Origin of the sequence: Hydrophilobacter chitinilyticus, assembly GCF_049860745.1 — a bacterium.
Lineage (GTDB): Bacteria > Pseudomonadota > Gammaproteobacteria > Burkholderiales > Burkholderiaceae_C > Rhodoferax_B.
In genome coordinates this window covers 448,371-468,106 of record NZ_CP187561.1, presented here as the reverse complement: position 1 = coordinate 468,106, position 19,736 = coordinate 448,371, and the positions used below count along the sequence as shown (strand labels likewise).

The window sequence follows — 19,736 nt, the reverse complement described above, 5'->3', positions numbered from 1 at the left end:
TAGCGTATGGGCGACGTTGATGTGGCTTCCGGGCTTCATTCACCCTCGCCAAATTTATCGGCGATCAGCGCCAGCAAGGCGCTCATGGCTTCTTGTTCTTGCGGGCCATCGGTGTCGATGGTGACTTCGGAACCGATGCCGGCGGCCAGCATCATCACGCCCATGATGCTCTTGGCATTGACGCGGCGCTCACCCTTGGCCATCCAGACTTCGCACGGGAAACTGCCGGCCAGCTTGGTCAGCTTGGCCGAGGCGCGGGCGTGCAGGCCCAACTTATTGCTGATGGTCGTAGTAGTTTGAATCATTCTTTTTTCTGACTTGATTTTGCGGAGCGGTGATCGCCACCTGCATGATCCCTTGCGTGCCACCAATCAGCGCGCGCTGCACCAAGGCGTCCAACGTCTCGTGCCGGTAGGTCACGGTACGCAGCAGCATGGGCAGGTTGACACCACTGATGAGCCGGCACTTCACGCCATCTGCCAGGCGCTGGGCCACGTTGCAAGGCGTGGCACCAAACACGTCGGTGAGGATCAGCGTGTGCGAGGTCTCCAGTTGCTCCAGCACGATGCGTGCCGTGGCCGTGGTTTCTTCCGGCGACACGTTGGGCTGCACGTCCAGCGCCACAACACCTTGCTCGCAATCGGGGAAGACATGCAATGCGCACTGCCGCAGGGCATGGGCCAGCGGCGCGTGGGCAATGATGAGGATACTGTTCATTGGTGGCGATTATGAGGTTTGCCAGCCCGGGCCTTGGCGTGGCGCCCCGGTTTTACGTGCAGAAACACCCAGCGGCAGTCATGTAGAACCGTCATGGTAGCCGCAAGCCATCAAAGAAGGTTTGGGCGACCGCATCGTCAGGACGGTCGGCGTACACCACGGCATGGAAAACATCCACAGCGCCACGGTCGACACGGGCGAACCAAACCGCCTGCGCAGACACCGCACGCCCATCGGCTCGCAGCCCCTGCGCGCGCAACCGCACCGACTGGGGCAACCCCAAAGTGCCGGGCAGCACGAAAGGTGTTTCCACCACGTCGGTCGCCTGCATGTTCGCCAGCACCGCCGTGCGCCAACCGGCCAAAGCCGGGCCGGCCTGCATAGGGTCGGGAAGACGAGCGTGAGAGATGGCAAACGTGGCCCCGGCCGCATCACAGCCCAGCATGTCGAGCGTGACCGTTTGCCCGGCCATGGGCACCTCACGGGTGGCCTGATCGGGCTTGCACGGAAGCAATGCCGTCAGCGGGCTGTTGTCGCTGCGCGACTCGCGCCAGTTGAGTGCTGGCTGGCACGCCGCCAGGGCCAGCAACACAAGGGAAAACAAGGGCTTGAAAGTGCCGTTCATCCGGCCATTATCAACAGCCAAAGCTGCGACGATCGCGCGCGCCTCCCACAACAAGAATGACGAGATGACCAGCGTCCCTGAGACGACACAACGCCCTAGCCCACACGTCACACAGCGCTACCCTAAGCCTTACCCTATACACTCTGCAGGCTGTAACACCCAGATACATTTATGGGATTACCTCTGAAACGAGCCCTCGAACAAGCCCCGCAAACGCCACGGCCCTAAAACCTTCGATGCCATCAGCACCTTTTTTCAACACGACCTCGTTGCTTGCGGACTCTGCTCAAACCAATAGCGGCTACGCGCATCTCGACATCGCAGGCGTCATTGGCGCTGAATTGGCCGATCCGCTGTCGCACATGCAGCAAATCGTCTCGGGCATTCTGGATTCGGGCAAGATCTCACGCCGCCACGTCAAACTGCTGGGCTACATGATCGAAGGCGCGCGTAAAACCGCCATGCAAAGCCAGCAGTTGGCACGCTTGGCGAATGGGCGGCTGCGCCAGTCGCACGAAAAACTGCGCCTCGACATTTTGCTGACCCAGGCACTGGCCGAAAACCTGCCGCGCCTGCAGCAGCAAGATATCCTGCTGCAACAACACATCCAGCCGGTGGATGTGATCTTCGACCCCGGTCTGTTGACCAGCCTGATCGATGCCAGCATCGACTGGATCTCGCTGCGCGGCCACCAGCTCAATGTGTCGCTGGCGCTGGAGAACCCACCCGAATTCAGCGTGTTGCGCTTCACCGCCAACCCACGCCCGGCATCCGCGTTGCAACCCGAGACACCACCCGAGTTTGAAAAACTCTCGTGGTACCTGCTGATGGAAATCACCCGCACCATGGGCGTGAAGATCACCCGCACCGTGTCGGCCACCGAGACCGTACTCAGCGTGGAATTTCAGCGCAGCACACCGCCGCCACTGGAAGCGCTAGACCATGTTGAAACCCGCTCGCGGGTAGATTCGTGGCAAATGGGCGGCTCTTCGGCCATCAACGGCACGGCGCCCTTGCTGGTGACCGACGACGCGCGGCTGCGCCGCATCATCGAGACCATTTGCCTGAATATGGGGCTGGAGCTGAACTGCGCCGCCAACTCCACCCGCGCCGCGCGCTACTGCGCGCAAGAGCGCCCGCCGCTGATGATCTACGACGAGCGCTGCAACGACGACGTGCTGGAAACGCTACAAACCGAGCTGACCCGGCACGACCCGAACTTCCCATTCATTGAAGTGGTGGACGAGTCTAAGACGCTGATGATGTCGACCTGGATGAGCGACACCATCACCCGCGTGAACACCGAGAACCTGCGTACCATGCTGCCGCGCGCGTTGATGACCGGGCTGTCACGCAAACGCACGTCGCCATAACGACGAGGGGCGCCAAGGCGCCCCAAGCTTCTCGGCAGATCTCGCTTAGATCGCGCCGAACACCTTCTTGACGATGGCACTGGCCGCACCCGCCGGGTCTTGGCGCAGCTTGCGCTCTTGCTCGCCAATGGTGAGGTACAGCCCGTCCAGCGTTTTGCCGGTCACGTACTGCTGGATGTTGGCGTCTTCCTTCTTCATCAAGCCCAGGCCCGACGCCTTGCCCGCGACTTGGTTGTACCGCTCCACCAGACCCACCTTCTCGACCGCCTTGCTCACCACGGGCAGAAACTGCACCGACAGCGGCTCACGTGTTTTGGCCGAGAAGAAATCGGTGACCGAGGTGTCGCCGCCCGTGAGAATGCCCTTGGCGTCTTGCACGCTCATGTTCTTCACGGCGTTGGTCAGCAGGTCTTTGGCCATGGGCACGGCGGCCTCGGCCGCGCGGTTCATGCTGGTGATGAGCTCGTCCACCTTCTGGCCTTGGCCTAGCTTGCGCATCAGCTTGGCCGCGCTGTCCAGCCCGCCGGGCAAACCAATGCGAACTTTTTCGTTGTTCAGGAATCCACCTGACTGGCCCAGCAGCCCCACTGCCACCTGCGCACCCTGTGAAAGCGCGGCACGCAGGCCCTGCGAAGCTTCTTGATCGGTCAGATCTGCAATCGACAATGCCTGCGCCTGCTGCCAAGCGGCCAGCAAAGGCAAGCTCAGCAGACTGGCCGTGGCCAGACTAAAATTTCGGCGATCCCTTGAATGGTTCGAGTGGTTCGAGGGTTTCATAAAGGCGCTCCAATGAAAAAAACTGTCGTACCCCTGGCTGTAGCCGCGCTGCTTGCCGTGGGCGGTGCCGCCTATTATGTGAGCGCCGGGGCCGAGACCGCGCCCCCAGCGAGTTACGTTTTGTTAGACGGTAGCCGCAAAACCACCGAAGACTTCAAAGGCAAGGTCACACTGGTCAACTTCTGGGCCACCAGTTGCGTCACTTGCGTGGCCGAGATGCCGCGCATCATCGACACCTACGCCAAATACAACAGCCGTGGCTTCGACACCCTGGCTGTGGCCATGTCCTACGACCCACCGGCCTACGTGGTGAACTACGCGCAAACGCGCAAGCTGCCATTCAACGTCGCCATCGACAACACCGGCACCGCCGCCAAGGCCTGGGGCGACATTCAGCTCACACCCACCACCTTCTTGCTGAACAAACGCGGCGAGATCGTCAAACGCTTTGTGGGCGAGCCCGACTTTGCCGAACTGCACCGCTTGATCGAGAAGCTGCTGGCCGAAGCTTAGTCGGCCAAAACGTTTAAACAAACTGGTTTAAGAAAAATAGGCCTTCTACGCATATAGAGCATGCGTTGAGAGCTCTCAAAAAGAGAGCATCTCAAAGTTCTTTCTAGGCGGGCAGCGCCAGCCCATCCACAAACACCCGCAGCTCGCCGGGGGCAAACGCCGTCCACTGCTCATTGGTGGTCAGCGGCGTGGTCACCACCACGGCCACACGGTCGTTCGGCGTGGTGGCTTCGGCAAAGTCCACAGTCAAATCTTCATCGGCCAAATGCGCGCGCGCAAACGGGTGTTTGCGTTCCACGTAATGCAGCAATGTGGAGGCATGCGCCCACAGCGCCTGCCCGTTGGTCAGCATGAAGTTGAAGGTGCCGTAGCGCGCGATTTTGGGCGCCAGCTCGCGCAGCGTGAGGGTCAACTCGGCCACGCTGGGCACATCGGCATGCGCCTTGGCAATCTCTTGCATGATCCAGCAGAAGGCGCGTTCGCTGTCGGTGCTGCCCACGGGGCGAAAGTTGCCATGCAGGCGCGGCTGGTAGTCTTTCAAATCGCCGTTGTGCGCAAACACCCAGTGACGGCCCCAGAGCTCGCGCACAAACGGGTGGCAGTTCTCCAGGCTCACCACGCCCTGCGTGGCTTTGCGGATATGCGAGATGACGTTGCGGCTCTTGATGGGATACCGGCGAATGAGTTCCGCCACGGGCGAGCTGCAAGCGGCCTCGTGGTCAACAAAATGGCGCACGCCTTTGCCCTCGTAGAAGGCAATGCCCCAGCCATCGGCATGGTGGTCGGTGCGGCCGCCGCGTTCGGCAAAACCGGCGAAGCTGAACATCACGTCCGTGGGCGTGTTGCTGTTCATTCCTAAAAGTTGGCACATAGGCTGACTTTAACCCGCGTTTAGCCTATGTTGGTCTTCGCAACCGGGGCCGTCTCACGCAATTGCAGCGCCGCCACCAGCGCTACCACACACAGCCCCGCCAGCAATAAAAAGGTCTCGTTGAAAGCGGCCAGCCGCTCAGGGCTAGTCATCGGGTTGGCAAACGAATCACCGCGCGCAGCCAGGCGCCACTCCAACACAATGCCGCACAGGCTCACGCCACTGGCGCCACCCAGCATGCGCAGGAAGTTGATGGTGCTGGCGGCCTGCGGAATCAGCGATTTGTCCAGCGGGCGCATCGCCCCCAAGTTGAGCGACGGCAAGATGAAGCCCAGCCCAATCCGCCCCAGCGTGACCCACGCCACCAGCCACCAGATGGCACTGGTCAGCGTGACGGTCGCCATCAGCGCAAACGACACTGCCAGCAATGCCACGCCAATGCTCACCAACAAATAGGTGGGATGGCGGTCGGCCAGGCGCCCCACGCCCGCAATGGTGAAGGCCAACACGATGCCGGCCGGCAGCAGCGTGGTGCCCACGTACGAGGCCGACAAATGCAAGCCCACCTGCATGTAGACCGGCAGCAAGTAGGTCGAGCCAAACAGCGCCGTGCCATAGATCACCGCCACGATGCTGCCCATGGTGAACTGCCGGTAGCTGAACAAGTGCAGGTTCATCAACGCAGTGCCACCTTGGGCGGCTAGGCGGCGCTGCCAGGCGATGAACGCGACCACCGAGCACACGGCACCCGCCAGCAGCAGGCCGGCCGTCAAACCGCCGCTGTCGCGCAGTGCCACCATGCCGTTGAGTAAACACAGGGTGCCAGCGGTGGCCAGCAACATGCCGCGCCAATCGAGGCCCGCGCCATCGCGGTTGGCCGCAGTGCCGCCAGGCGTGGTGGTTGGTACGAACTTGTACGCCAACCAGAACGACGCCAGGCAAAACGGCACCACCATGAAGAAGATCGAGCGCCAGCCGAACAGATCGACCAACACGCCACCAATGCTCGGCCCGATGGCCGGCGCCAGCACCACGCCCATGCCAAACAAGCCGCTCGCACGCCCCTGCTCATGCGGCGCAAACGCACGCAAGATGATGATGGCCGGAATGGGCTGCACCACACCCGCCGCCAGACCTTCGGCCACGCGCGCGGCCAACACAATGCCGAAGTGGTTGGTCAGCCCGCCAAGCACACCGCCGCCCAGCAGCAGCCACATGCAGCCCACGTAGGTGCGGCGGTAACCAAAGCGGCCGAGCAGCCACGGCGTGGTGAGCATGGACACCGTCATCGCCACCATGAAGCCCGAGGTGACCCATTGCGCGCGCGACTGGCCCAGCGAGAAGTGGTGGCTCATGTCGGGAATGGCCACGTTGACGATGGTCGACGACATGATCGACGCCATGGTGCCGATCATCACCGAGATCAGCAGCAGCCAGCGGTAGCGTTCGCCGTAACGGGCACGCAGGGCTTCAACAGAGGACGACGCGTTGGATGAGGTGATGGAGCTCAAAAATGGCGGCTCTCGCGGCCTGGCGGACGTAGTGGCTGGCGTCTGCTGGCGCGAGGAGAGTTGAAGCTAAAGCGCAGATGATAGGACTTTCGCCCAAAGGCTGCTGACGCTCGGTTTCAGCTCACTTCAACGCAAAAAACGCGCGCATGCGCTGCAGCAGATCCGCCGGGCGCACGTGGCCGTTGGTGGCAGCGGTTTGCTCCAACCGGGCGTCGGTGGCGGCTTTGCGTTGGGCCAGCACTTCGGCTACTTCTTGCGCCAAATCCGGGCGGGCGTTCAGTACTTCGGCAAAGCCTTCTTTGCCTAGCCGGTAGCACTCCACGTCAGTACGGGCCACCACGGTGGCGCTACGCGGGGCGCCGGTGAGCAGGCCCATTTCACCGAAGAAGTTGCCGTCGCTGAGTTGCGCCACAACGGTGCGACCTTGCGGTGTTTCAATCACCACTTCGGCCTCGCCATGCACGATGAGGTAGAGCCAATGGGCTACCGCACCCTGGCGGGTGATGGTGCCGCCAGCAGCAAACGGCGCGTGCACCAGGTGCTTGGCCAGCATCTGGTGCTCGGCTTCGGTCAAGCTGGCAAACAGCGCCAGGCTGCGGATGGCGGCCAGGCGTTTATTGGTTTCCTGGCGTTCTCCGGCGCTGCGCCAGTTGTCGTCTTCGTTCATCATCAGCCGCTCTTCCAGCGGCATGCCCAGGCGCATCCCCTCACGGGCTAACGCCGCCAAGGCGTGCATACGCACGGCCGAGTCGGTGGGGTCGTCAAACATCGGGTCGGTGAGCCAATAGCGCAGGCCATAACGGCCGTAGCCGGGCGACATGTCCATCAACACGGCGCTGGGTGGCGGCTGCTCAGCCACGCGTTGCAGGCCAGCGTCGAGTACGGCGCGCTCCAGTGTTTGCAACACGTGGCTGGGTGCAGCGTGGCTGTCGACATTGAAGTAGACCCAGCGCCGCCACACCAGCGGTGCGCTCACCGGGGGGCGCAGCACGCGGAAGCGGTTTTTCATGAGCCAACTGTTGGGCACAACCACCGTCTCGCGGTTGCGCGTCAAGATTTCGGTGTAGCGCCAGCGCACATCCACCACGCGGCCGCTGGTGTCGTCTAGGTACACCCACTCGCCCACGCGCAACGAATGGTCGAGCTGCAGCATCACCCCGCCCATGATGTTGCCCAGCGTGTCCTGCATGGCAAAGGCCACCACGGCGGTGAGCACGGCAGACGTAGCAAACAATTGCGATGCATCCACCCCCAGCAAACGCAGCCACACCAGCAGCCAGCCGATGGACAAACCCATCATGCTCAAGTCGTGGGCGATGCGCGGCACCTGCAGGCCCAGGCCTGGCAACATCCAATTGAAGATCACCAAGGCCAGCACCTGAATGGCAGTCCAGACCGCCACCAGCGTGGTGGCTTGCTGAAAGATCTCTGCCACCAGCGGCGTCTGCAGCGCGGCGGCAGTTGCGGCAAGGCCTTGCAGCAAGGCCGTCAACACCAACAAGATCCAACTGACGCGCAAGCTGTGGCGCAATGCCGGGCGCCAGATCCACAAAGCCAACGTCAGCAAGGCAGCCACGCCAACCAGCATCAACAGCTCATGGCGGATGAAGGCTTGGCCGGCGTCGAGCATGTGGCGGTGCCGAGCAGTAGGCGGGTTTGTTTAGCGCTTTTTAGCTGCGCGGTTCAGACCACAGCTTGCCGCCGGTGGCCCAGTTGTGGCGCTGGATGTCGGTGATGATGATATCCACCGATTCGGGCGAGCCGCCGAGGATTTCAACCGACACGCGAGTGATTTCTTCGACCAGCTTTTTCTTCTGCTCGACGGTGCGGCCTTCCATCATTTCAACGTGGTAGGTAGGCATGGGTTAACTCCTTGTTCAAGATAGTGACACGAATTGATGCAAATGCATGCCTGCAGATGATAGAAGCAGCGCCCATGCTCCAAGACCGCTTAAGACCGTTACTTTGCGGTAAGCCCAGATTTCTGCGCATTGGCGCACCGCTGGCAGACACATTGCAACCCTTGGCTGGCAGGGGGCACAGTTGCCAACACCTCGGCAGGAATGTCTTGGCTGAAACACCAGCAAACCTCTTGTGGCCGTCCTGTCGCCTGTGCCTTCGCTTGTGCGCATGCGTTGTTGTCACCACACAAGGGGCACTGCTGCGCGAGGTCGTTTAGGACAAGAAAAGACATGGATAAGCCTCAAAAAACCTGGAAATCGTGACATAAAACAGCCACACCGGTTGGATTGCTGTTCGGTAGTTTCCCTGATCTGGCGTTCCGTTCGTCACTCGTTAAACTCCAATGCTTGTGCATTCCGTTACAAATGTTCAACATAACGGTGTACAACGGTTGGAAAAGAGGAATTCGTGGTTGTGCTGAAGGTTGCGAGGAGACTGAGCCCCTGGTGGTATGCCATTCCGGTGATGGCGGCATTCGCTTGCCCGGTTCTGGCTGCACCGGTGGACGCGGAACAGGGCAACGCCCTCTCACCTCGCGGTGAGCTCGACCTGAAAGCAGCGGGCGACACGGCGGCCCAGGCCGGAGCCAACGCTGCGGCAGCTGCTTACGGCATTCCCATCCTGCCCCCCGGCGTTGGCACTGCTGCTACGGCCACCCCTGCAGCTTCTCCCGCGCCCAACACCAATACTGCGGCCACCGCATCTGCAGCCACCCCGGCATCAGCGGCGAAAGAAGCCGCCAAACCAGTCGATGTCGACCTGCGCCGCGCCGTACGCGACGCCGCCAAACCGGTCCTCGACGACATCTCCCGTTCGGCCGTAGGGAGTGCCGTCCGCAGCATCACCTCAGACGACCAGATCGATGAAGACGACACCGGCAATGAAACAGCCGGTCGCCGCCGCAATTGGGATGGCCAGCAAGCCAACGGTGAAGCAGACAACGGCACAGGCCGCCGCCGGACCGAAGCCGAAATGGCCAATGACAAGGTCAGGGCGTCGTTCTTGTTCCAGGCCTTGCTGCAAGAAGTCGCGCCTTGGGCGATCGCCGCTGTGGTGTTGTATGTCTTGTTTTACGTCGGGCGCCTCGTGCTGGCGCTGCGCCGCCGCGCGAAAGCCGAGAAACGCGACCGACGCCGTCAGCATGATCGACGGCGCACGCCGGGGCCCACCTCTCGCGGCACCCCGACACAGCGCTAAGCGATTTAGTGCCCTTGCAATTAAAAACACCAGCAATCTTGCCGATAGCTGGTGTTTGCTTTTAGGCAGTGGACGCGCCAAGCCGACGCTGAACAAGCGTCCCTGAAGCTTACGCCTGCCCTGCCTTGACTTTCAAGCGCCAGGCATGCAGCAAAGGCTCGGTATAGCCGCTGGGTTGCGCCATGCCCTTGAACACGAGGTCCGTCGCGGCCTTGTACGCGGCTGATTTGTCAAAGCGGCCCGCCATCTTTTGGTACAGCGGGTCGCCAGCGTTCTGCTCGTCCACCACCGCCGCCATGCGTTCAAACGTGGCCTTCACTTGCGCCTCGCTCACCACGCCGTGGCGCAGCCAGTTGGCCATGTGCTGGCTGCTGATGCGCAGCGTGGCACGGTCTTCCATCAGGCCGACGTTGTGGATGTCGGGCACCTTCGAGCAACCCACGCCTTGGTCGATCCAGCGCACCACGTAGCCCAAAATGCCTTGGGCGTTGTTGTCCAGCTCTTCTTGTTTGGCGGCGTCGCTCCAGGTAGGCGTGGCGGTCACCGGGATTTGCAGCAGCGCGTTCAAGATGTTGTCGCGCTCGGCGGTGGCGTCGGTCTTTTCCAGTTCCTTCTGCACCTCGGCCACGTTGACCTTGTGGTAGTGCAGCGCATGCAGCGTGGCGGCTGTGGGGCTAGGCACCCAGGCAGTGTTGGCACCAGCCTTGGGGTGGGCAATTTTCTGCTCCAGCATGGCGGCCATCAGGTCGGGCATAGCCCACATGCCCTTGCCGATTTGCGCGCGGCCACGCAGACCGCAGCTCAGGCCCACCAGCACGTTGTTCTTCTCGTAGGCGGCAATCCAGGCGCTGGATTTCATGTCGCCCTTGCGGATCATGGGGCCAGCCAACATGGCGGTGTGCATCTCGTCGCCGGTGCGGTCCAGGAAGCCGGTGTTGATGAAGGCCACGCGCGCGCTGGCTGCGGCAATACAGGCTTGCAGGTTGACGCTGGTGCGGCGCTCTTCGTCCATGATGCCCAGCTTCACGGTGTTGGCGGGCAGGCCCAGCACTTGTTCCACACGGGTGAACAGCTCGCAGGCAAAGGCCACTTCGGCCGGGCCGTGCATCTTTGGCTTGACGATGTAGACCGAGCCGGTGCGCGAGTTGCCCTTGCGTTGCAGGTCGTGCATGGCAATGGTCACGGTGACCATGGCGTCCAGAATGCCTTCGGGAATTTCTTTGCCGCCACCGTACAGCACGGCGGGGTTGGTCATCAGGTGGCCCACGTTGCGCACGAACATGAGCGAGCGGCCATGCAGCTTGACCTCGCCGCCCTTGGCTGCGGTGTAGACGCGGTCTGGGTTCAAGCTGCGCGTGAAGGTTTTGCCGCCCTTGCTCACGCTCTCGGTCAACGTGCCTTTTTGAATGCCGAGCCAGTTGCCGTAGGCCAGCACTTTGTCGTCGGCATCGACCACGGCTACCGAATCTTCCAGGTCGAGGATGGTGGACAGCGCAGCTTCCAGCACGATGTCGCTCACGCCAGCGGCGTCGCTCTTGCCGATAGGCGTGCTGCGGTTGATTTGGATGTCCAGGTGCAGACCGTTGTGCACCAGCAAGATAGAGGTGGGTGCGGCCGCGTCGCCCAGGTAACCAACGAACTGCGAGGGGTTGGCCAGCGCCACATCTTTGTCGCCCAGCGTGACGAGCAGTTGGCCGTCGACCACTTTGTAGGCGGTGGAATATTTGTGCGAGCCATCGGCCAAAGGCGTGGCTTGGTCGAGCACATCGCGCGCAAAGGCGATGACGTTGGCGCCACGCACCGGGTTGTAGCCCGTTCCTTTTTCGGCACCGTTGGCTTCAGAGATGGCGTCTGTGCCGTAGAGCGCGTCGTACAGCGAGCCCCAGCGCGCGTTGGCGGCGTTCAGTGCGTAACGCGCATTGAGCACGGGCACCACCAGTTGCGGGCCGGCTTGCACGGCCAACTCGGCATCCACGTTCGTCGTGGTAGCGGTGAACGCGGCGGGCGACGGCACCAGGTAGCCAATCTTTTCCAGAAACGCGCGGTAGGCCGGCATGTCTTGAATCGGGCCGGGGTGCGCGGTGTGCCACGCGTCCAATTCGGTTTGCAGGCGGTCGCGTTCGGCCAACAGGGCGATGTTTTTCGGCGCCAGGTCGCGCACGATGGCGTCAAAACCTTGCCAGAACGTGGCGCTAGCCACGCCCGTGCCGGGCAGCACTTGTTCTTCCACAAAGTTGTAGAGGTTGCTGGCAACTTGCAGATCGCCGGTTTGGGTGCGGGTGCTCATGAAAAGGGCCTTCCGAAAGGTGTAAAACGAGTTGTTCTGGCAAATGTTTTGGCACTAAGCCGGTGCACTGCACGTGGCTCTGACTCCATGCGCTACTTTATTCGAACCTTGAAGACGTATTAATGATTGAAATTGCCATTAATAAGTGACAAAAAGTTGCTAAATCAATCCCGTCAGCCGCCGTGCAGCCGCCAACACCGGCTCCAGATGGTCCAGTGTGTAGCGGTGTGCCGGCATGGTGAGCGTGAGCGCAGCAGCTAACGTGCCATCAGATTTAAACACCGGCGCGGAAATCCCGGCGAGCTCGGTGCTGCGGTCGCCCACCAGCGCGCAGTAGCCCTGAGTGCGGATTTGGACGTAGAGGGCTTGGTCCTGTTTGCTGGGCTTGGCTTCGTTTGGAGAAAAAGCCATCAACACGCGCGCGCCAGCACCTCGGTCGGCGGGCAGCAGGTCGCCCGCTTTCACGTGGTCGCGGATGGGGTGTGGCGAATCGACGCGGTACAGGCACAGGCGGCTGCGGTGGGCCGCGTCGCCACGCAGCACGTGGTAGGCCGCGCTTTCGCCGGTGGCGGCCACCAGATCTTGCAAAACCGGCAGCACCAAGTGGTCGAGCTGCGAGGTGCCAGCGCTGGTGTAAACGCTGTGCAGGCGCGCCACTTCCACGCCTAGCGCGTATCGGCCATCATCCAAACGCTGCACCAGGCGTGCGTGTTCCAGCGACGCCAGCAGCCGTAACGCCGTGCTTTTGTAGAGCTGCGTTCGGCCCGCCAACTCGGCCAGGCTTAGTGCTTGGTCGCCCGCGCGGAATGCGGCCAGCAGCGTCAACGCGCGGTCGACGGCGGCCGCACCACCGGGGGCGGCGTGGTCGTCGGCAACAGAAGCGGTGAGCGGTTTACGGGGCATAACAATTGACGGCAGAACGGTGCTCTGGTGTAATTCGATCGTGTTCTGTTTATTAGAACATGGTTCTATAAGATAGAACAACACCTTTCAAAGCGTCCCATGTCTTCAGCCACACCAACCCAAGTCTTGATCAGCGAAGTCGGCCCGCGCGACGGCCTGCAATCCGTCAAAGCCACCATGCCCACGGCCGACAAGCTGCGCTGGATCGACGCGCTCTACGCCGCCGGCCTGCGCGAGATCGAGGTCGCCTCGTTCGTGCCCGCCAAGCTGCTGCCGCAAATGGCCGATGCCGCCGAAGTGGTGCGCCACGCCATCACCCTGCCTGGCCTAGTGGTGATGGCGCTGGTGCCCAACCGCAAGGGCGCGCAAGCCGCGCTGGAAGCCGGGGTGCACAAGCTCACCATGCCGGTGTCGGCCAGCCGTGCGCACTCGCTGGCCAACGTGCGCAAGACGCCAGAAGAAATGGTGGAAGAGGTGCGCGCCATCTCCGAACTGCGCCACGCCATGGCCCCGCAGGTGTTGCTGGAGGCCGGCATTTCCACCGCGTTTGGCTGCACGCTGCAGGGCGTGGTGCCAGAAGACGAAGTCATCGCGCTGGCCGTGCAATGTGTGGCGGCGGGCGCGGATGAGTCCGGCCTGTCAGACACCGTGGGTTACGCCAACCCAGCCCAAGTGCGCCGCCTGTTCAAACGCCTGCGCGCTGAATTGGGCAGCAAGGCTGGCGCTGCCCACATGCACAACACCCGTGGCTTGGGCCTGGCCAATTGCCTGGCCGCGTTGGAAGAAGGTGTGACCACGTTTGATGCGTCTTTGGGCGGCCTGGGCGGCTGCCCTTATGCCCCGGGCGCGTCGGGCAACGTGGTCACCGAAGACCTGGTATTCATGCTGGAGGCCATGGGTGTGCGCACCGGCGTCAACCTCGACAAGCTGATGGCCGCGCGCACGCCGTTGATGGCCGGGCTGCCCGGCGAGGCGGTGTACGGGATGACGCCCGAGGCGGGCTTGCCCAAAGGTTTTAGCCAAATTAGGCTCTAGCGCTTTCTGTATCAGCGCAAGCAGCTACCATTTTTGATAATCTGAATTTTTAGTTAATCCATGTCCACCTCCCCCCAAGCCCTCCCCTACGCCGGTGTGCGTGTTGTTGAATTCACCCACATGGTGATGGGCCCGACCTGTGGCCTGTTGCTGGGCGACCTGGGGGCCGAGGTCATCAAGGTCGAGCCCATCGAGGGCGACGCCACGCGCCGCTTATTGGGCTCGGGCGCGGGCTTCTTCCCGACCTTCAACCGCAACAAGAAAAGCATCGCGCTGGATTTGAAGTCGCCTGAAGGCGTGGAGGCCGCGCGCAAACTCATCGCCACAGCCGACATCGTGAGCGAGAACTTCAAACCCGGCACCATGCAAAAGCTCGGGCTGGACTACGCCACCTTGTCCAAAATGCACCCGCGCTTGATTTACGTCAGCCACAAGGGTTTTCTGCCCGGCCCTTACGACCACCGCACCGCGCTCGACGAAGTGGTGCAGATGATGGGTGGCCTCGCCTATATGACCGGCCGCCCCGGCGACCCGCTGCGCGCGGGCACCAGCGTGAACGACATCATGGGCGGCATGTTCGGCGCCATTGGCGCTATGGCCGCGCTGCGCCAGCGCGAGTTGACCGGCAAGGGCTGCGAGGTGCAGTCCGCACTGTTTGAGAACAACGTGTTCCTGGTGGCCCAGCACATGATGCAATTTGCCGCCACCGGCAAAGCCGCTGCGCCCATGCCCAGCCGCATTTCGGCCTGGGGCATTTACGACGTGTTCAGCGTAAAAGACGACGCGCAAATTTTCCTGGCCGTGGTGAGCGACAAACAATGGGCCATCTTCTGCCAGGCATTGAACCTGCAAGACCTGCAAGCCGACGAACGCCTGCGCACCAACAACGACCGCGTGCTGGCGCGCGAGTGGATGATGCCCGTGCTGCGCGAGCGCCTGGCCGGCTACAGCGCGGCCGAGTTGAGCGACGTGTTCGAGAAAAACGAGCTGCCGTTTGCGCCCATCACCAAGCCGCAGGAATTGTTTGACGACCCGCACCTCAACGCCACCGGTGGCCTAGCGCCCGTGCGCATGAATGACGGCACACAATCCAAAGTGCCGCTGATGCCGCTGACCATTGGCGGCGAGCGTCCAGGCATTCGCCTGCAGCCGCCGCTCAAGGGCGAACACACCCGCGCCTTGCTGCGCGAGGTGGGTTACAGCGAGGCGCAGGTAGAGGCGATGTTGGCGGCGGGCGCAACTGCTGTAAATTAGATAGCTATCTACGCTGATCCATCAAGCGCAGACGGCCTTTTTAGCTTAGCGCTCCATGGATAAATTCAAACAGTTCGAAACCTTCGTCTCCGTCGCCACCAAAGGCAGCCTCACCGCCGCCGCGCGCGCTGAGGGCGTCGCGCCCGCCATCATCGGCCGCAGGCTCGACACGCTGGAAGAACGCCTGGGCGTGAAGCTGCTGGTGCGCACCACGCGGCGCCTCACCCTCACACACGAAGGCACGGCCTTCCTGGAAGACTGCCAACGCGTGCTGGCCGATGCGGCAAACGCCGAGGCCAGCGTGAGCGCCGGGGGCGTCAAAGTCAGCGGGCATTTGCGCGTGACAGCACCCGCCGGCTTTGGCCGCCGCCACGTGGCGCCGCTGGTGCCGCTGTTTGGCGAAATTCACTCGGAGGTGGCGGTGTCGCTCAACCTCTCCGACCGCCTGGTCGACCTGACGGGCGAAGGCTACGACTGCGCCGTGCGGGTGGGTGACATGCCCGATTCCTCGCTGGTGAGCCAACGCATCGGCGACAACCGCCGCTTGTGCGTCGCCACCCCCGCCTATCTGCAGCGCCATGGCACACCGCGCCACCCGAGCGAGTTGGCGCAGCACACCTGCCTGACGCTTTCGAGCGAAGCTTCGCAAACACGCGGCTGGGCGTTTCAGCTTCCACGGGAGGATGGCGGCACGGGCGTCACGCACCTGCGCGTAGCCGGCCGCCTGGATTGCTCTGACGGCCAAGTGCTGCACGACTGGTGCCTGGGCGGCTGGGGCATTGCCTGGCGCAGCACCTGGGAGGTCGAGGCCGAGATCGCCTCAGGTCAACTGGTGGCCGTGCTGGAAGACTTTGCCGCGCCGCCGAATGGCATCTATGCGGTCTTTCCGCAACGCAAACACATGCCGCTGCGCGTGCGCTTGTGGATCGATTATTTAAAACACCACTATGGCCAGCCCGGCTTCTTCAGCCGCGATTTACCGTGATCGTGGCGCGTGGCATTCTTCCGCACTGAATTCTGGGAGTGCTTATGTTTAACGTTTCGTTTGATGGCTTATCTCGAAGCTTGGCCGCGCTGATGTTGGCCGGCGTGCTGAGTGCCTGCGCCACCGACACCAGCCCCGAAGCCACAGCCCAACGCACCGCCGCCACACGCATAGACGACGTCGTGCGTGGCCCGGTCACGGTTCACTTTGCCGACCCCAGCCAATACAACTCGGCGTACGACTTCGGCCGCGATGGTGGGGCCGCCCAAAAGACTTGGTTGCCGCAACTGGGCCAACACATCGCTGACAAGGTGGGCGTCAAACTCACTGCAGGTCAGCAGGTTGAAGTCTCCATCACCAACGTAGAACGCGCCGGCCGCAACGAGCCATGGCGCGCCGGGCCTGCTGGCGATGTGCGCATCGTGCGCGACGTTTATCCACCCCGCGTCGACCTGCAGTTCACCTTGCGTGCAGCCGATGGCCAGGTGCTGAGCGAAGGCAAGCGGCAATTGCGCGACAACACTTTCATGACCAACCTCGACTTCTACCCCGGCGATCCGCTACGGTTTGAAAAACAACTGGTAGACGACTGGGTGGACAAGGAGTTTCGTCCCCGCGCCAGCTGACCATCAGACCTGAGCGGCCCAAGCCGCCCCCACGGAGAACCTGCATGACGATTGAAGCCTTGCTTGCCTACGCGCACTTTCTGGCCATCCTCACGATGGTAGTGTTTCTCTCCAGCGAAGCGGCACTTTGCCGCCCAGAATGGCTCAACGCGGCGGTGGTGGAGCGCTTGGCGCGCATCGATGCGGTGTATGGCGCCGCAGCCGTGGCGGTGCTGGCCACAGGGCTGGCACGGGTGTGGTGGGGCATGAAGGGCTCGGCTTGGTACTGGGGCCAGCCCCTGCTGCACCTCAAACTCACGCTATTCGTCATCGTTGGGCTGATCTCCATCGTCCCCACGCTGCGCTTCATCCGCTGGCGCAAAGCCCTGCGCCAAAGCGGCGCGCTGCCCACCGAGGTGGAAATCCGCAAAACCCGCAAGCTGGTGATGGTAGAGGCACACCTGCTGGTATTGATTCCGCTGGCGGCGGTGTTTTTGGCGCGCGGATTTGGTTGATCTTTCAGAATAAGTCGCACCTTGTCACCTTGAGGCGCCCTGGTTCCGCACCGCGATAGCGGCGACCGGGCTGGGCGCCCGTAAAATCACCCGCATGCTCTCAGTCAAACAAGATTTGCTCGCGGCCCTGGCCGGCGGGCTGGAAAAGATTCTGCCCGGTGCGGGCGAAAAAGCTGCTTTCGAGCAGCCGAAGATGGCCGCACTCGGCGATTTCGCCATCACGGCCGCCATGCAACTGGCCAAGCCGCTCAAGGCCAACCCGCGCGCGCTGGGTGAACAGCTGCGCACCGAACTGCTGGCCACACCCGCGTTTCAGCAGTGGGTTGACGCGGTAGAAATCGCCGGCCCCGGCTTCATCAACATCAAACTCAAGCCCGCCGCCAAGCAAGAAGTGGTGCGCGAAGTGTTGACCGCCGGCACCGCCTTCGGCACCCAGCCCGACAAGGGCCAGCGCGTGTTGGTCGAATTCGTCTCGGCCAACCCCACTGGCCCGTTGCACGTGGGCCACGGCCGCCAGGCTGCGCTGGGCGATGCCATCTGCAATCTGTTCCAAACCCAGGGCTGGAACGTGTACCGCGAGTTTTATTACAACGACGCGGGTGTGCAAATCGGCACGCTGGCCACCAGCACGTTGCTGCGCGCCCAGGGCTTCAAGCCTGGCGACGCTGAATGGCCTAGCGGCGAAAAAGCCGCTGCCTACAACGGCGACTACATCGGCGACATCGCCAACGACTTCCTGGCCAAGAAGACCGTGAAGGCCGACGACCGCGAAGTCACCGCCAGCGGCGACATCAACGACATGGACTCGATCCGCGAGTTTGCCGTGGCCTACCTGCGCCGCGAGCAAGACTTGGATCTGCGCGCCTTTGACGTGCGCTTCGACAATTTCTACCTGGAGTCCAGCCTCTACACCAGCGGCCGCGTCGAGGCAGCGGTCAACAAGCTGATCGCCGCTGGCAAGACCTATGAGCAAGACGGCGCCCTGTGGCTGCGCTCCACCGACTACGGCGACGACAAAGACCGTGTGATGCGCAAGACCGACGGCAGCTACACCTACTTTGTGCCCGATGTGGCCTACCACATCGCCAAGTGGGAGCGCGGCTTCCACCGCGTGGTCAACATCCAGGGCACCGACCACCACGGCACCATCGCGCGCGTGCGCGCCGGCCTGCAAGCCGCTGGCGAAGGCATTCCAGAAGGCTACCCCGACTACGTGTTGCACACCATGGTGCGTGTGATGCGCGGCGGCGAAGAGGTCAAGATCTCCAAGCGCGCCGGCAGCTACGTCACGCTGCGCGACGTGATCGACTGGACCAGCAAAGACGCCGTGCGCTTCTTCCTGCTCAGCCGCAAGCCCGACACCGAATACATGTTCGACGTCGACCTGGCGCTGGCGCAGAACAATGACAACCCGGTGTACTACGTGCAGTACGCGCATGCGCGCATCTGCTCGGTGCTCGCCGCTTGGCAAGAACAGGGTGGCGGTGCTGGCGTGGAAAGCCTGGCTACGGCCGACCTCTCGCCGCTCACCAGCCCACAAGCCCAGGCGCTGATGATGCAACTGGCCCGTTACCCCGAAATGCTGACCGGCGCCTGCGCCGATTTCGCGCCGCACGACGTCACCTTCTACCTGCGTGACCTAGCCGCCAGCTACCACAGCTACTACGATGCCGAGCGCATTTTGGTGGACGACTTGGCCGTGCGCCAGGCCCGTCTGGCGCTGGTCGCCGCCACCGCGCAGGTATTGCACAATGGCTTGGCCGTGCTCGGTGTGAGCGCGCCGAAGAAAATGTAGAAGACCTTCATGAAGCAGCAACAACAACGTGGTGGAACGGTCATTGGGTTCATTCTCGGGCTGGTGATCGGCCTGGGTGCCGCCCTGGCCGTGGCCGTGTACGTGACCAAGGTGCCGGTGCCATTTGTCACCGGCAAGGGCCTCAACGCTGCTGCAGACCGCGATGCGGCCGAGCAGCAGAAGAACAAAAGCTGGGATCCCAACACCCCTCTACAGGGCAAGAATCCAGCGCGTGCGATTCAACCCGATGCCGGCGCGACCACCGCAACCGCTACAGGCGCCGTGGTGCCTGCTGCCCCCGGCGCACCTGCCGTCGCGGGCATCGCCCCTGCGCCAGCGCCTGTGGCAGCGCCAACGCCCGTGACCAACGTGCCCAACGCAACAGCCAAGACCGACCCCAAGCCGAATCCAGCGTCAGACCCCAACTTTGACCCGCTGGGGGATTTGGCGCGCGCCAAATCCAAGGGCGTGACGACCACGACCGCCGCTGCGACGGCCAGTACCAATTCAGCCAACGCTGCCAACTCGGCTGACGCTGATCCATTCCAATACTTTGTGCAAGCTGGTGCCTACCGCACCCCCGAAGACGCCGAAGCCCAGCGCGCCAAGTTGGCCATGTCTGGCCTGCAAGCCAAGGTGACGGAGCGCGAACAGTCCGGTCGCACCGTGTACCGCGTACGCATGGGCCCCTACGGCAAGAAAGACGATGCCGAACAAGCCCGCACCCGCCTGGAAGACCTAGGCACCGAAAGTGCACTGGTGCGCGTGCAGCGCTAATTCAAGACAAAATCAGCCCCATTCGTATGAATGC

At 62.6% G+C, this 19,736-nt stretch carries 21 protein-coding genes; 10 read left to right on the top strand and 11 right to left on the bottom strand.

From position 1 onward, the window contains the following. Window positions 1-35 precede the first annotated feature (35 nt). The 3 genes from ACPWMG_RS02300 to ACPWMG_RS02290 all read right to left on the bottom strand — a co-directional run bounded on the left by ACPWMG_RS02300 (window position 36) and on the right by ACPWMG_RS02290 (window position 1,342). Complete coding sequence (locus ACPWMG_RS02300; RefSeq protein WP_483303053.1) at window positions 36-305, bottom strand: HPr family phosphocarrier protein; 270 nt, start codon at window positions 303-305, stop codon at window positions 36-38. Next, complete coding sequence (locus ACPWMG_RS02295; protein WP_483303052.1) at window positions 274-717, bottom strand: PTS sugar transporter subunit IIA; 444 nt, start codon at window positions 715-717, stop codon at window positions 274-276. The genes ACPWMG_RS02300 and ACPWMG_RS02295 overlap by 32 nt, the downstream gene beginning before the upstream one ends. A 91-nt stretch (window positions 718-808) precedes the next feature. Further along, window positions 809-1,342 (bottom strand): hypothetical protein, encoded by a 534-nt coding sequence (locus ACPWMG_RS02290; protein WP_483303051.1) that lies wholly within the window; start codon window positions 1,340-1,342, stop codon window positions 809-811. 269 nt (window positions 1,343-1,611) lie between these two features. On the opposite strand from ACPWMG_RS02290, the gene ACPWMG_RS02285 reads away from it, so the two are divergent. Further along, on the top strand, window positions 1,612-2,715 hold the full coding sequence (locus ACPWMG_RS02285; protein WP_483303050.1) for a hypothetical protein: 1,104 nt from the start codon (window positions 1,612-1,614) through the stop codon (window positions 2,713-2,715). A 45-nt stretch (window positions 2,716-2,760) separates the two neighbouring features. Here ACPWMG_RS02285 and ACPWMG_RS02280 read toward each other — a convergent pair whose 3' ends face one another. Then, a complete protein-coding gene (locus tag ACPWMG_RS02280; RefSeq protein ID WP_483303049.1) occupies window positions 2,761-3,492 on the bottom strand; it encodes a DUF4197 domain-containing protein in 732 nt (243 codons plus the stop codon). Between the two features lie 12 nt (window positions 3,493-3,504). Between ACPWMG_RS02280 and ACPWMG_RS02275 the strand changes: the two genes are divergently transcribed. Then, complete coding sequence (locus tag ACPWMG_RS02275; RefSeq protein ID WP_483303048.1) at window positions 3,505-4,005, top strand: TlpA family protein disulfide reductase; 501 nt, start codon at window positions 3,505-3,507, stop codon at window positions 4,003-4,005. Between the two features lie 103 nt (window positions 4,006-4,108). On the opposite strand, the gene ACPWMG_RS02270 is transcribed toward ACPWMG_RS02275, so the two are convergent. The 5 genes from ACPWMG_RS02270 to ACPWMG_RS02250 form a co-directional block, all read right to left on the bottom strand. Continuing rightward, entirely contained in the window at window positions 4,109-4,876 is a 768-nt protein-coding gene (locus ACPWMG_RS02270) for a class II glutamine amidotransferase (protein ID WP_483303047.1), read from the bottom strand. 20 nt (window positions 4,877-4,896) lie between these two features. Further along, window positions 4,897-6,387 carry an MFS transporter gene (locus ACPWMG_RS02265; RefSeq protein ID WP_483303046.1) on the bottom strand — a complete coding sequence of 497 codons (1,491 nt, stop codon included), beginning with the start codon at window positions 6,385-6,387 and terminating at the stop codon, window positions 4,897-4,899. Window positions 6,388-6,508: 121 nt separating this feature from the next. Then, window positions 6,509-8,017 (bottom strand): cyclic nucleotide-binding domain-containing protein, encoded by a 1,509-nt coding sequence (locus tag ACPWMG_RS02260; protein ID WP_483303045.1) that lies wholly within the window; start codon window positions 8,015-8,017, stop codon window positions 6,509-6,511. 40 nt (window positions 8,018-8,057) lie between these two features. Then, a complete protein-coding gene (locus ACPWMG_RS02255) occupies window positions 8,058-8,249 on the bottom strand; it encodes a 4-oxalocrotonate tautomerase (RefSeq protein ID WP_422833239.1) in 192 nt (63 codons plus the stop codon). Between the two features lie 98 nt (window positions 8,250-8,347). Beyond that, complete coding sequence (locus ACPWMG_RS02250; RefSeq protein ID WP_483303044.1) at window positions 8,348-8,581, bottom strand: cysteine-rich CWC family protein; 234 nt, start codon at window positions 8,579-8,581, stop codon at window positions 8,348-8,350. 176 nt (window positions 8,582-8,757) lie between these two features. On the opposite strand from ACPWMG_RS02250, the gene ACPWMG_RS02245 reads away from it, so the two are divergent. Then, entirely contained in the window at window positions 8,758-9,546 is a 789-nt protein-coding gene (locus ACPWMG_RS02245) for a hypothetical protein (RefSeq protein ID WP_483303043.1), read from the top strand. A gap of 109 nt (window positions 9,547-9,655) precedes the next feature. Here the strand turns inward: ACPWMG_RS02245 and ACPWMG_RS02240 are convergent, their stop codons facing one another. Next, complete coding sequence (locus tag ACPWMG_RS02240) at window positions 9,656-11,833, bottom strand: malate synthase G (RefSeq protein ID WP_483303042.1); 2,178 nt, start codon at window positions 11,831-11,833, stop codon at window positions 9,656-9,658. Between the two features lie 159 nt (window positions 11,834-11,992). After that, on the bottom strand, window positions 11,993-12,736 hold the full coding sequence (locus ACPWMG_RS02235) for an IclR family transcriptional regulator (RefSeq protein ID WP_483303041.1): 744 nt from the start codon (window positions 12,734-12,736) through the stop codon (window positions 11,993-11,995). Between the two features lie 99 nt (window positions 12,737-12,835). Between ACPWMG_RS02235 and ACPWMG_RS02230 the strand changes: the two genes are divergently transcribed. The 7 genes from ACPWMG_RS02230 to ACPWMG_RS02200 all read left to right on the top strand — a co-directional run bounded on the left by ACPWMG_RS02230 (window position 12,836) and on the right by ACPWMG_RS02200 (window position 19,702). Beyond that, window positions 12,836-13,771, top strand: coding sequence for a hydroxymethylglutaryl-CoA lyase (locus ACPWMG_RS02230; RefSeq protein WP_483303040.1), 936 nt, complete (start codon window positions 12,836-12,838; stop codon window positions 13,769-13,771). 60 nt (window positions 13,772-13,831) lie between these two features. Further along, the gene (locus ACPWMG_RS02225) at window positions 13,832-15,025 is read left to right on the top strand and encodes a CaiB/BaiF CoA transferase family protein (RefSeq protein ID WP_483303039.1); all 1,194 of its coding nucleotides are present in this window, start codon (window positions 13,832-13,834) and stop codon (window positions 15,023-15,025) included. Window positions 15,026-15,080: 55 nt separating this feature from the next. Further along, complete coding sequence (locus ACPWMG_RS02220; protein WP_483303038.1) at window positions 15,081-16,010, top strand: LysR family transcriptional regulator; 930 nt, start codon at window positions 15,081-15,083, stop codon at window positions 16,008-16,010. 44 nt (window positions 16,011-16,054) lie between these two features. Beyond that, a complete protein-coding gene (locus tag ACPWMG_RS02215) occupies window positions 16,055-16,636 on the top strand; it encodes a DUF3016 domain-containing protein (protein WP_483303037.1) in 582 nt (193 codons plus the stop codon). A 44-nt stretch (window positions 16,637-16,680) separates the two neighbouring features. Further along, entirely contained in the window at window positions 16,681-17,130 is a 450-nt protein-coding gene (locus ACPWMG_RS02210; RefSeq protein WP_483303036.1) for a DUF2214 family protein, read from the top strand. A 94-nt stretch (window positions 17,131-17,224) separates the two neighbouring features. Next, window positions 17,225-18,925 carry an arginine--tRNA ligase gene (gene argS / locus ACPWMG_RS02205; RefSeq protein WP_483303035.1) on the top strand — a complete coding sequence of 567 codons (1,701 nt, stop codon included), beginning with the start codon at window positions 17,225-17,227 and terminating at the stop codon, window positions 18,923-18,925. A gap of 9 nt (window positions 18,926-18,934) precedes the next feature. Then, window positions 18,935-19,702: an SPOR domain-containing protein gene (locus ACPWMG_RS02200; RefSeq protein ID WP_483303034.1), complete on the top strand. Its 768-nt coding sequence runs from the start codon at window positions 18,935-18,937 to the stop codon at window positions 19,700-19,702. Window positions 19,703-19,736 lie beyond the last annotated feature (34 nt).